The 12,186-nt window shown below is 54.3% G+C and carries 9 protein-coding genes; 4 read left to right on the forward strand and 5 right to left on the reverse strand.

The window, feature by feature from the left end:
• Positions 1-26 precede the first annotated feature (26 nt).
• On the forward strand, positions 27-1,529 hold the full coding sequence (locus HV107_RS07205; protein ID WP_182062692.1) for a helicase HerA-like C-terminal domain-containing protein: 1,503 nt from the start codon (positions 27-29) through the stop codon (positions 1,527-1,529).
• Here HV107_RS07205 and HV107_RS07210 read toward each other — a convergent pair.
• Positions 1,509-2,450 carry a TIGR01212 family radical SAM protein gene (locus HV107_RS07210; RefSeq protein WP_182063477.1) on the reverse strand — a complete coding sequence of 314 codons (942 nt, stop codon included), beginning with the start codon at positions 2,448-2,450 and terminating at the stop codon, positions 1,509-1,511. The genes HV107_RS07205 and HV107_RS07210 overlap by 21 nt on opposite strands.
• A 686-nt stretch (positions 2,451-3,136) precedes the next feature.
• Between HV107_RS07210 and gltB the strand changes: the two genes are divergently transcribed.
• From gltB to HV107_RS07225, 3 genes are all read left to right on the forward strand, one after another.
• Positions 3,137-7,597 carry a glutamate synthase large subunit gene (gltB, locus tag HV107_RS07215; RefSeq protein ID WP_182062693.1) on the forward strand — a complete coding sequence of 1,487 codons (4,461 nt, stop codon included), beginning with the start codon at positions 3,137-3,139 and terminating at the stop codon, positions 7,595-7,597.
• Positions 7,598-7,606: 9 nt separating this feature from the next.
• The gene (locus tag HV107_RS07220) at positions 7,607-9,025 is read left to right on the forward strand and encodes a glutamate synthase small subunit (protein WP_182062694.1); all 1,419 of its coding nucleotides are present in this window, start codon (positions 7,607-7,609) and stop codon (positions 9,023-9,025) included.
• 189 nt (positions 9,026-9,214) lie between these two features.
• Positions 9,215-9,409 carry a hypothetical protein gene (locus tag HV107_RS07225; RefSeq protein ID WP_182062695.1) on the forward strand — a complete coding sequence of 65 codons (195 nt, stop codon included), beginning with the start codon at positions 9,215-9,217 and terminating at the stop codon, positions 9,407-9,409.
• On the opposite strand, the gene HV107_RS07230 is transcribed toward HV107_RS07225, so the two are convergent.
• The 4 genes from HV107_RS07230 to HV107_RS07245 form a co-directional block, all read right to left on the reverse strand.
• Positions 9,403-10,100 (reverse strand): IS1-like element IS1B family transposase gene (locus HV107_RS07230; protein WP_095033700.1). Its coding sequence is split into 2 segments (ribosomal slippage): positions 9,403-9,851 and positions 9,851-10,100, totalling 699 coding nucleotides; the frame shifts between segments, so codons are not numbered across the junction. The genes HV107_RS07225 and HV107_RS07230 overlap by 7 nt on opposite strands.
• Before the next feature lie 63 nt (positions 10,101-10,163).
• The gene (locus HV107_RS07235) at positions 10,164-10,862 is read right to left on the reverse strand and encodes a DUF1120 domain-containing protein (protein WP_182062696.1); all 699 of its coding nucleotides are present in this window, start codon (positions 10,860-10,862) and stop codon (positions 10,164-10,166) included.
• A gap of 11 nt (positions 10,863-10,873) precedes the next feature.
• On the reverse strand, positions 10,874-11,548 hold the full coding sequence (locus HV107_RS07240; RefSeq protein ID WP_182062697.1) for a DUF1120 domain-containing protein: 675 nt from the start codon (positions 11,546-11,548) through the stop codon (positions 10,874-10,876).
• Between the two features lie 65 nt (positions 11,549-11,613).
• Complete coding sequence (locus HV107_RS07245; RefSeq protein ID WP_182062698.1) at positions 11,614-12,183, reverse strand: hypothetical protein; 570 nt, start codon at positions 12,181-12,183, stop codon at positions 11,614-11,616.
• Positions 12,184-12,186: the final 3 nt, after the last annotated feature.

A 12,186-nucleotide genomic window follows, 5' to 3' on the forward strand; every position in this document is an offset into this window, starting at 1 on the left:
CCCAGGACAAAGAGAGGACGTTCATCATGAGTACACCACTGTTAATTGCCCGGACGCTGGATAAAGAACTGTTTTTGCTGCCTGCAATGGCGAACCGCCACGGCTTAATCACCGGCGCCACCGGGACGGGTAAAACCGTCACCCTGCAAAAGCTGGCAGAGTCCCTTTCAGAAATTGGCGTTCCGGTCTTTATGGCCGATGTAAAAGGCGATTTAACCGGGGTAGCTCAGGAAGGCACGGCATCAGAAAAGCTCATCGAGCGGCTGAAAAATATTGGCATCACTGACTGGGAGCCACATAAAAACCCGGTCGTCTTGTGGGATATCTTTGGCGAGAAAGGTCATCCGGTACGGGCGACGGTGTCCGACCTTGGCCCTTTGCTGCTGGCTCGCCTGCTTAATCTGAACGATGTGCAGTCTGGTGTACTGAATATCATCTTCCGTATCGCCGATGACCAGGGTCTGCTGTTGCTTGATTTCAAAGACCTGCGCGCCATTACCCAATACATCGGCGACAACGCTAAATCGTTCCAGAACCAGTACGGCAATATCAGCAGCGCTTCCGTGGGAGCCATCCAGCGCGGGTTACTGACCCTTGAGCAACAGGGCGCTGAGCATTTCTTCGGTGAGCCCATGCTGGATATCAAAGACTGGATGCGAACTGACAGTAACGGCAAAGGTATCATCAATATTCTGAGTGCAGAAAAGCTGTATCAGATGCCGAAACTCTATGCCGCCAGCCTGCTGTGGATGCTCTCCGAACTTTACGAACAGCTGCCGGAAGCGGGCGATCTCGACAAGCCGAAGCTGGTGTTCTTCTTTGACGAGGCCCACCTGCTGTTTAACGATGCGCCGCAGGTACTGCTGGACAAAATTGAGCAGGTTATCCGCTTGATCCGTTCTAAAGGGGTTGGCGTGTGGTTCGTTTCGCAAAACCCGTCCGATATCCCCGATAACGTGCTCGGGCAGCTTGGCAACCGCGTACAGCACGCTCTGCGCGCCTTTACGCCGAAGGACCAGAAAGCGGTCAAAGCGGCCGCCCAGACCATGCGGGCTAATCCGGCATTTGATACCGAAGCCGCCATCCAGGCATTAGGTACCGGTGAAGCGTTAATCTCATTCCTGGATGCGAAAGGCAGCCCGTCTGTAGTGGAGCGCGCGATGGTCATTGCCCCTTGCTCCCGCATGGGGCCAGTCACCGACGATGAGCGCAACGGTCTGATTAACAACTCGCCGGTTTACGGAAAGTATGAAGACGAAGTGGATCGTGAATCGGCGTTCGAGATGCTGCAAAAAGGGGTACAGGCAACCACGGAATCACAGAATACCCCCACCACCAGTGCCCAGCCTTCTGCCGTGGATGACGGTATTCTGGGTGGGCTGAAAGATATTCTGTTTGGTAGCACCGGGCCGCGCGGGGGTAAACGCGATGGCGTAGTTCAGACGATGGCAAAAAGCGCCGCGCGACAGGTCACCAACCAGATTGTACGCGGCATGTTAGGGAGCCTGTTAGGCGGTCGCCGCCGGTAAACGAGGAACCCACGGGCGGCCAAGTGCCGATCCCTGTACACCCTGCTCATGTAGATAGCGGTCTATTTCCACCATCCCCGTCCAGCGGTTCTCACACCAGAGCGGTGCCAGAAGCGTTGGACGGCGGGCGCTGGCGGAGATACGGTGATAGATAATCTCCGGCGGCGTGTGGCGAATCATCTCCCCCGCAGTGACCGTATATTCATCCAGCTCAATGCCATTTAACCGCCCCGCTTCCCAGGCTTTCGCCATGATGCTGCCCTTCACGATATGCAGCGGATGCAGCTTGATACCGTCCACGCCCGTCTCAACCACCTTTTCCAGCGTCTCCAGCCCGTGCTGCTGCCCTTCTCCTGGTAAACCGACAATCAGATGCGAGCAGACTTTCAACCCGCGCTCACGGGCAAGGCGCGTCGTTTTTTGATAGCAGGCGAAATCATGCCCGCGATTAATCCGGTGCAGCGTTTTGTCATGTGCGGTTTGTAACCCCAGCTCCAGCCAGATTTCATACCCCTGCTCTTTGTATTCGCAGAGCAAATCGAGCACGGCCTCCGGTACACAATCCGGGCGCGTGCCCACACACAGCCCCACGATATTGGCCTGGCTGACGGCCTGCTGATACATCGAGCGTAACACCTGCGCTTCCGCCCAGGTGCTGGTGTAGGCCTGGAAATAAGCCAGATATTGCTTTGCGCGGTTCACCAGGCTGGCCTGATGTGAAAGCTGCTCGGCAATGGAGTGGTGCTGCTGGGCCTCGTCGGCAAAGGAGGCAACGTTACAGAACGTGCAGCCGCCACGCCCGATGGTGCCATCGCGATTCGGGCAGCTAAAACCGCCGTGCAGCGTCAGCTTATGAACCTTTTGCCCATAGCGTTGCAAAAGATCCCCACCAAACATATTGACTAATTTCTGTAACTGCATAATCTGATAGACCGTCCCGAAGAAAGGGGACAAGCCTGCCATTTTTAGCCTCTGTCGGCGATGACCTGGATCAATCGCCCTGGACGGCCTTTATCCATTTGAATAAATAATCAAGATTACTGCAATTTCATTCACAGCAGGCGTGATTACTTTTCCTTATGTTCAGACTGTTTTTTTCATTAATGCTATCAACACTGAAAAACAGTGTCTTTATGCGGGTTTACAGCCATAACCAGATTAAAATTCTGCTAAAAAATCACTATTCAGCACGCTGCATTGATAATACCGCTTTCATATAGTGAGTCAGATCACACTCCGCGGTGACTCCTCAGGACGTTTAGTAGATGTAAAAATAGTTAAATATCTTTTGCATTCAAATATTTAACGCCTCTTTAGCACATTTTTGTATAAATAAGATTGCCATTTGACCTGTGTACCAATTCCCGATAAGTTGGAAATCCGCTGGAAGCTTTCTGGATGAGCGGCCTGCTCATCATATTTATGCAGTAATTGAGATTCCCTCTGAAGCAAGTCCTCAAACTTGTTTACCTGCGCGAAAGGATGAAAAGAGGGCGAATGCGAGGTACGCGTATGAAACGCAAACCCCGTCGCCATGCTCTTTCTGTGCCTGTGCGCCACGGTAAAGTTCAGTGGGAAGCCCGACGAGCCTGGGGAGGTTCACTGATATGTTGTACGATAAATCCCTTGAGAAGGATAACTGTGGTTTCGGCCTGATCGCCCACATAGAAGGCGAACCTAGCCACAAGGTAGTGCGTACTGCTATTCACGCACTGGCCCGAATGCAGCACCGTGGTGCAATCCTTGCCGATGGTAAAACCGGTGATGGTTGCGGCCTGCTGCTGCAAAAACCCGATCGTTTCTTCCGTATCGTTGCGGAAGAACGCGGCTGGCGTTTAGCCAAAAACTACGCTGTCGGGATGCTGTTCCTGAATCAGGATCCTGAAAAAGCGGCCGCCTCACGCCGCATCGTCGAAGAAGAACTTCAACGTGAAACCCTGTCGATTGTCGGCTGGCGCAATGTGCCAACCAACGAAGGGGTGCTCGGTGAAATCGCCCTCTCCTCGCTGCCTCGTATTGAACAGATTTTTGTTAACGCGCCTGCGGGCTGGCGTCCACGTGATATGGAACGCCGTCTGTTTATCGCCCGTCGCCGCATTGAAAAGCGTCTCCAGGAAGATAAAGAGTTCTACGTCTGTAGCCTCTCTAACCTGGTGAACATCTATAAAGGTCTGTGTATGCCGGCTGACCTGCCGCGCTTCTACCTGGACCTGGCGGACCTGCGTCTGGAATCGGCCATTTGCCTGTTCCATCAGCGCTTCTCCACCAACACCGTTCCACGCTGGCCGCTGGCTCAGCCGTTCCGCTATCTGGCGCACAACGGCGAGATCAACACCATTACCGGTAACCGCCAGTGGGCACGCGCCCGTACCTATAAGTTCCAGACTCCACTGATCCCTGACCTGCATGATGCAGCGCCATTCGTCAACGAAACCGGCTCTGACTCCAGCTCAATGGATAACATGCTGGAACTGCTGCTGGCAGGCGGCATGGATATCGTTCGCGCCATGCGTCTGCTCGTGCCGCCAGCCTGGCAGAACAACCCGGATATGGATCCGGAGCTGCGCGCGTTCTTCGACTTTAACTCCATGCATATGGAGCCGTGGGATGGCCCGGCGGGTATCGTGATGTCCGACGGTCGTTTTGCTGCCTGTAACCTGGACCGTAACGGTCTGCGTCCTGCGCGCTACGTCATTACCAAAGACAAACTGATCACCTGCGCCTCTGAAGTCGGTATCTGGGATTACCAGCCTGATGAAGTGGTCGAGAAAGGCCGCGTTGGCCCGGGTGAACTGATGGTTATCGACACCCGCGGTGGGCGTATCCTGCACTCCGCCGAAACCGATAACGACCTGAAAAGCCGCCATCCGTACAAAGAGTGGATGGAGAAAAACGTGCGTCGCCTCGTGCCGTTCGAAGACCTGTCTGATGAAGATGTTGGCAGCCGCGAAATGGACGACGACACACTGGCGAGCTTCCAGAAACAGTTTAACTACAGCGCTGAAGAGCTGGATTCCGTTATCCGCGTGCTGGGTGAAAACGGCCAGGAAGCCGTTGGCTCCATGGGCGATGACACGCCGTTTGCCGTGCTCTCCAGCCAGCCACGTATCATTTACGATTACTTCCGTCAGCAGTTTGCGCAGGTTACCAACCCGCCAATCGATCCGCTGCGTGAAGCACACGTGATGTCACTGGCCACCAGCATCGGTCGCGAGATGAATGTCTTCTGCGAAGCCGAAGGCCAGGCGCACCGTCTGACCTTTAAATCGCCGATCCTGCTGTACTCCGATTTCAAACAGCTCACCACCATGAAAGAGGAGCACTACCGCGCCGACACGCTCGATATCACTTTCGACGTGACGAAAGCGAGCCTCGAAGAGACGGTGAATGCCCTGTGCGACAAAGCCGAACAGATGGTGCGTAATGGTACCGTTCTGCTGGTGCTGTCCGACCGTAATATCGCGAAAGACCGCCTGCCGGTGCCTGCGCCAATGGCCGTGGGTGCTATCCAGACGCGTCTGGTCGACAAGAGCCTGCGCTGCGACGCCAACATCATTGTTGAAACCGCAAGTGCGCGTGACCCGCACCACTTTGCCGTGCTGTTAGGCTTCGGTGCGACCGCAATTTACCCGTACCTGGCCTACGAAACACTGGCTCGTCTGGTCGATACTCGCGCTATCGACAAAGAATACCGTGCAGTGATGCTGAACTACCGTAACGGCATCAACAAAGGCCTGTACAAGATCATGTCCAAAATGGGCATTTCTACAATTGCCTCTTACCGCTGCTCGAAGCTGTTCGAAGCCGTTGGCCTGCACGATGACGTGGCGAACCTGTGCTTCCAGGGCGTGATCAGCCGTATCGGCGGGGCCGGTTTCACTGACTTCGAACAAGACCTGGCGAACCTGTCAAAACGCGCCTGGCTGGCACGTAAACCGCTGGATCAGGGTGGCCTGCTGAAATACGTTCACGGTGGTGAATATCACGCCTACAACCCGGACGTGGTACGCACCCTGCAACAGGCCGTACAGAGCGGCGAATACAGCGATTATCAACAGTACGCTGAGCTGGTTAACAACCGCCCGGCGGCGACGCTCCGTGACCTGCTGGCAGTGAATCCAGGTGATGAAGCCGTCAGCATCAACGAGGTTGAGCCTGCGGCTGAGCTGTTCAAGCGCTTTGATACCGCGGCAATGTCTATCGGTGCTCTCAGCCCGGAAGCCCACGAAGCACTGGCGGAAGCCATGAACAGCATCGGCGGGAACTCAAACTCCGGCGAAGGCGGCGAAGATCCTGCGCGTTACGGCACCAACAAAGTGTCCCGTATCAAGCAGGTGGCATCCGGTCGCTTTGGCGTTACGCCAGCGTATCTGGTCAACGCCGACGTCATTCAGATTAAAGTCGCTCAGGGTGCTAAACCGGGCGAAGGCGGTCAGTTACCGGGTGATAAAGTCACGCCGTACATCGCCAAACTGCGCTATTCCGTGCCGGGCGTGACGCTGATCTCCCCGCCACCGCACCACGATATCTACTCTATCGAGGACTTAGCGCAGCTGATTTTCGACCTGAAACAGGTCAACCCGAAAGCGATGATCTCCGTGAAGCTGGTTTCTGAACCGGGCGTCGGCACCATCGCAACCGGTGTGGCAAAAGCCTATGCCGACCTGATTACCATTGCCGGTTACGACGGTGGTACAGGTGCAAGCCCGCTCTCCTCCGTGAAATATGCGGGTTGCCCGTGGGAACTGGGTCTGGTGGAAACCCAACAGGCACTGGTGGCAAACGGCCTGCGTCACAAGATCCGTCTGCAAGTGGATGGCGGTCTGAAAACCGGTCTGGATATCATCAAAGCGGCGATCCTGGGCGCTGAAAGCTTCGGCTTCGGTACCGGTCCAATGGTCGCGCTGGGCTGTAAATATCTGCGTATTTGTCACCTGAACAACTGCGCAACCGGTGTTGCTACCCAGGACGAGAAACTGCGTAAGAACCATTACCATGGTCTGCCGTTCAAAGTGACCAACTACTTTGACTTCATCGCCCGTGAAACCCGCGAGCTGATGGCGCAGCTGGGCGTGAAACGCCTGGTCGACCTGATTGGCCGTACTGACCTGCTGAAAGAGCTGGAAGGGTTCACTGCCAAACAGCAGAAACTGGAGCTGTCTAAACTGCTGGAAACGGCCGAGCCTAAGGCGGGTAAAGCGGTGTACTGCACCGAGAACAACCCGCCGTTCGATAACGGTGTGTTGAACGCACAACTGCTGCAACAGGCAAAAGCGTACGTGGATGACAAACAGAGCAAAACGTTCTGGTTTGATATCCGCAACACCGACCGTTCTGTTGGCGCGTCGCTCTCTGGTTACATCGCTCAGACGCATGGCGACCAGGGCCTGGCTGCCGATCCAATCACCGCGCACTTCAGCGGTACTGCGGGTCAGAGCTTCGGCGTGTGGAACGCAGGCGGCGTTGAGCTGTACCTGACTGGCGATGCTAACGACTATGTGGGTAAAGGCATGGCGGGTGGTCTGCTGGCGGTACGTCCACCGGTGGGTTCAGCCTTCCGCAGCTGTGATGCGAGCATCATCGGTAACACCTGTCTGTACGGGGCAACCGGTGGTCGTCTGTTCGCTGCAGGCCGTGCAGGTGAACGTTTTGCCGTGCGTAACTCCGGTGCTATCACCGTTGTGGAAGGCATTGGCGATAACGGATGTGAATACATGACAGGCGGGATTGTTTGCGTACTGGGTAAAACCGGCGTGAACTTCGGCGCAGGCATGACGGGCGGTTTTGCTTACGTCCTGGATGAAGACGGTGAGTTCCGCAAACGCGTGAACCCTGAACTGGTGGAAGTGCTGGGCGTTGATACGCTGGCCATTCACGAAGAACACCTGCGCGGTTTGATTACCGAACACGTGCAGCATACCGGTTCTTCGCGCGGCGAAGAGATCCTGGCGAACTGGCCGGCGTTCTCTGCGAAATTCGCGCTGGTTAAACCGAAGTCCAGCGATGTTAAAGCACTGTTGGGTCACCGTAGTCGTAGCGCAGCAGAGCTGCGTGTGCAGGCGCAGTAAGGAATTCAGATGAGCCAGAACGTATACCAGTTTATCGACCTGCAGCGTGTTGATCCGCCAAAGAAACCGCTGAAGATCCGTAAAATTGAATTTGTTGAAATCTACGAGCCGTTTTCAGAAGGCCAGGCCAAAGCACAGGCAGACCGCTGCCTGTCCTGCGGTAACCCTTACTGCGAATGGAAATGTCCGGTACACAACTACATCCCGAACTGGCTGAAACTGGCCAACGAAGGGCGTATTTTTGAAGCCGCCGAGCTGTCTCACCAGACCAACACCCTGCCGGAAGTGTGCGGCCGCGTGTGTCCTCAGGACCGTCTGTGTGAAGGTTCCTGTACGCTGAACGACGAGTTTGGCGCGGTGACCATCGGTAACATCGAACGCTATATCAACGATAAAGCGTTCGAGATGGGCTGGCGCCCGGATATGACCGGCGTGAAGCAAACCGACAAACGCGTGGCGATCATCGGTGCAGGCCCGGCGGGCCTGGCCTGTGCGGATGTCCTGACCCGTAACGGCGTGAAGGCGGTGGTCTTTGACCGTCACCCGGAAATCGGTGGTCTGCTGACTTTCGGTATCCCGGCCTTCAAGCTGGAAAAAGAGGTGATGACCCGTCGCCGTGAAATCTTCACCGGCATGGGCATTGAGTTCAAGCTGAATGTGGAAGTGGGCCGCGATGTGCAGCTCGACGATCTGCTGAAAGATTACGATGCCGTGTTCCTGGGCGTGGGCACCTATCAGTCCATGCGCGGTGGTCTGGAGAACGAAGAAGCGCCAGGCGTATTTGACGCCCTGCCGTTCCTGATTGCTAACACCAAGCAGATTATGGGTTACGGCGAAACGGCCGATGAGCCTTACGTCAGCATGGAAGGCAAACGCGTTGTCGTACTGGGCGGTGGTGATACCGCGATGGACTGCGTGCGTACCTCCATTCGTCAGAATGCGACTCACGTTATCTGTGCTTATCGCCGTGACGAAGAGAACATGCCAGGCTCCAAACGCGAAGTGAAAAACGCGCGTGAAGAGGGCGTGGAGTTCCAGTTCAACATCCAGCCTCTGGGTATTGAAGTGAATGCCAACGGTAAAGTGAGCGGTGTGAAAATGGCGCGCACTGAGATGGGTGCGCCGGATGCGAAAGGTCGTCGTCGCGCGGAGATTGTGGCAGGCTCTGAGCACGTGATCCCGGCCGATGCCGTGGTGATGGCGTTTGGTTTCCGTCCTCATAGCATGGAATGGCTTGCGAAGCACAGCGTTGAGCTGGATTCACAGGGCCGCGTGATTGCACCTGAAGGCAGCGATAACGCATTCCAGACCAGCAACCCGAAAATCTTCGCCGGTGGCGATATCGTGCGCGGTTCTGACCTGGTGGTCACGGCCATTGCCGAAGGCCGTAAAGCAGCCGACGGGATCCTGAACTACCTGGAAGTGTAATCCACCCTCCCGGCAGACCCTTTCTGCCGGGTTCTTCTCCTTCTTGCCGTTCCTCTCGTCAGCTTCACGCCTTCAGCGCATCATTTAAGATATCTTTAAAATCGGTTTTAGATTAAGTCATTTTATTAATAGATAGAGCAACCCTATCATATGAGAATAATCCAATGAATTACACCGAGAGCAGCAAGAATGAAATTTCCTTTAATACTTACTGTACTTGCAAGCATGGCTGCAAGTTGTTTTTCCTCCGCCTATGCAACCGGGATGACACCTGAATTCTCTGTATTATTGGTTAATGCAAATGATAATGGTGCCAGTATTAATGTTAAAAATACTGATGATAAAGCTGAATTGCTTTATACGGTAATGACTCCAACTTATTGATAGTGTTTTATGTTCAGATAATGCCCGATGACTTTGTCATGCAGCTCCACCGATTTTGAGAACGACAGCGACTTCCGTCCCAGCCGTGCCAGGTGCTGCCTCAGATTCAGGTTATGCCGCTCAATTCGCTGCGTATATCGCTTGCTGATTACGTGCAGCTTTCCCTTCAGGCGGGATTCATACAGCGGCCAGCCATCCGTCATCCATATCACCACGTCAAAGGGTGACAGCAGGCTCATAAGACGCCCCAGCGTCGCCATAGTGCGTTCACCGAATACGTGCGCAACAACCGTCTTCCGGAGCCTGTCATACGCGTAAAACAGCCAGCGCTGGCGCGATTTAGCCCCGACGTATCCCCACTGTTCGTCCATTTCCGCGCAGACGATGACGTCACTGCCCGGCTGTATGCGCGAGGTTACCGACTGCGGCCTGAGTTTTTTAAATGGCGGAAAATCGTGTTGAGGCCAACGCCCATAATGCGGGCGGTTGCCCGGCATCCAACGCCATTCATGGCCATATCAATGATTTTCTGGTGCGTACCGGGTTGAGAAGCGGTGTAAGTGAACTGCAGTTGCCATGTTTTACGGCAGTGAGAGCAGAGATAGCGCTGATGTCCGGCGGTGCTTTTGCCGTTACGCACCACCCCGTCAGTAGCTGAACAGGAGGGACAGCTGATAGAAACAGAAGCCACTGGAGCACCTCAAAAACACCATCATACACTAAATCAGTAAGTTGGCAGCATCACCCGTTATGTTTACAGATAATCCACGTTAAACGTTACGTTACCGTCGATGGTTTGCTGATCGGTAATATCTCGCAGGGCACTTGAAATATAAGCCGATGTCATAAACCTAAATTCTGCAGTGGCGCTAGCCTCTGGCTCCAGCGAACCTGAAGCGGCCATGGCGACATAGGCTCTGTCAGTGCTCCCCGCCTTGTTATTTAATGGGGTTATTGCCACGCCTGCGGGAGCTTTTGTCCAACTGGCGCCTGATGCTGCACTCCGAGAGAGCATGTCCTGATAATCCGTGCCGCCGAATTTAGTGGTGATATTTTGCAGTGAGATGTAATAGCCGCCAATATTCACATTATCGCTGGTTTTTCCCAGCCCTAACACGCGGCCTTCAAATGCAGCCCCTTGGGATGTCTCTGCGGCAGGAATAGCGGAGTCAGCCCGGTTATCGGTAAGTGACACCTGATATTTCAGCGGGCTAGTGCAGGTGATCCGCAAATAGTTAGTTTTCCCTAACGCCTCCAGACTGCCTGTTGGGGGAAGACTGTCCGCGCTGATATTACCTAAATCAATATTGGCCGTGGGCAATACAGCAGCGGTACAGGTCCCGGTAGAAACCTGGCCTTTTACCGCCAGCGTGGCGGAAGGGTTGGCCATTACCAGGCCGGAGAAAGCCATTGCGCCCGCCAGCAGCGAGTATTTAAAAATTCCATTTTTCATTGTTTGCTTCCTTACATGTAATCAACGTTGATGGTGGTATTGCCATCAAGATTCGCAGTGCTGGTGATACCCTTCATATCGCTGCTGATGGACGGGGTCACTTCCAGAGTGAAGGTGTAGTTTTTCTTGCTGACCGGCGCGGAGCCGCTGGTGTCGGTATAGGTAATATACTGAGCGGTGGTACCGTTATTGACGAATGCGTCAGAAGAGAGCGAGCTCCAGGTACTGGCGAGGGTTTTGCCGGTGCTGGAGAGCAGGCTACCTTCTGTGCCCTCTGCCGTGACCTTAGTGATTTTGATGCCATAAGAGCCGATTTTAAGGGCGTCATCATTGGTGCCCAGACCGAAGGCGGTGTTGCTGTCGGTCAGTTCGTCAGAATGGGTGGCGACCGAGTCCTTACGGTTATCGACAAAGCTGATAGCCACGGCCTGCGCCGTGTTCTGGCAATCAACGGTGGTGTCGATGGTTTTCGGCGTCATAGTATAAGTGCCGGTTGAAGGCAGCGCTTCGATGCTGACAGGATCAAAGGTCAGGGTGCCGCCGCCAGAAAGCGCAATAGTACAGGCTGCCGGGGTGACGGTGCCGGAGATGGTCAGAGTCGCGCTGGTACCTGCGTAGGAGGAGAGCGTGACGGTTAACAGCGAAGCAATCGCTCCTGCGGTAAAAATCTGTTTCTTGTATTGCATTGTTAACTCCGTTTAATGAGATCGCTTTTATTGATTAACGATACGTATAGCCAGCCAGTGTTGAACTATTCCGACTGCTCTATTCGCACCGTTAAGGTACTTTCAATTTTTTTGTCATCCGCTAAATCGCGGTAGGTGTTTTGTCCTAACCATGGTGTTATCTCTAGCGTTGCATTTAAGCTACGCACCGCGAGAGGAAGGCCCCCTGCGTCGACGGGTTTTATCCTGTCGCCCATATAAACTCGTAAGGAAGAGACGGGGTCAGTACTGACCGTTTTTCCCGTCGTACGCTTTATAAAAACATCGCCTGAGTCAGCCGAGAGGCTGGTAACGGTTAATATCACCTTGCCGTTATCTGAAAACGCCAGATCGCTGTTCTCAGTGATATTTCCCAGAAACGTCAGGTCAAATGTCTCTTTCTCCGGACAGGTAACGGTCAACTGGACCTGGCGTTTACGTAATTCCGCCGCCTGACCTTTATCTGTCGACGTAAAATTCAGTTCATCTTTATGAATTCGGCCGTAGTCCTGGCTTGTGGGGGAAAACAGGACATTACAGTCGGTATATTCCGCGTGAACACTGCTGCAGACACCTACACCGAACAGCATTACTGCAATCGTTAATTTCTTCATCATGGT

This window comes from Enterobacter sp. RHBSTW-00175 (assembly GCF_013927005.1).
Taxonomy (GTDB): domain Bacteria; phylum Pseudomonadota; class Gammaproteobacteria; order Enterobacterales; family Enterobacteriaceae; genus Enterobacter.

Excerpts from the sequence above, each read along its gene's own strand:
- HV107_RS07205 (WP_182062692.1), top strand. The coding sequence starts at position 27 with ATGAGTACACCACTGTTAATTGCCCGGACGCTGGATAAAGAACTGTTT.
- HV107_RS07210 (WP_182063477.1), bottom strand. The coding sequence starts at position 2,450 with ATGCAGTTACAGAAATTAGTCAATATGTTTGGTGGGGATCTTTTGCAA.
- gltB (WP_182062693.1), top strand. The coding sequence starts at position 3,137 with ATGTTGTACGATAAATCCCTTGAGAAGGATAACTGTGGTTTCGGCCTG.
- HV107_RS07220 (WP_182062694.1), top strand. The coding sequence starts at position 7,607 with ATGAGCCAGAACGTATACCAGTTTATCGACCTGCAGCGTGTTGATCCG.
- HV107_RS07225 (WP_182062695.1), top strand. The coding sequence starts at position 9,215 with ATGAAATTTCCTTTAATACTTACTGTACTTGCAAGCATGGCTGCAAGT.
- HV107_RS07235 (WP_182062696.1), bottom strand. The coding sequence starts at position 10,862 with ATGAAAAATGGAATTTTTAAATACTCGCTGCTGGCGGGCGCAATGGCT.
- HV107_RS07240 (WP_182062697.1), bottom strand. The coding sequence starts at position 11,548 with ATGCAATACAAGAAACAGATTTTTACCGCAGGAGCGATTGCTTCGCTG.
- HV107_RS07245 (WP_182062698.1), bottom strand. The coding sequence starts at position 12,183 with ATGATGAAGAAATTAACGATTGCAGTAATGCTGTTCGGTGTAGGTGTC.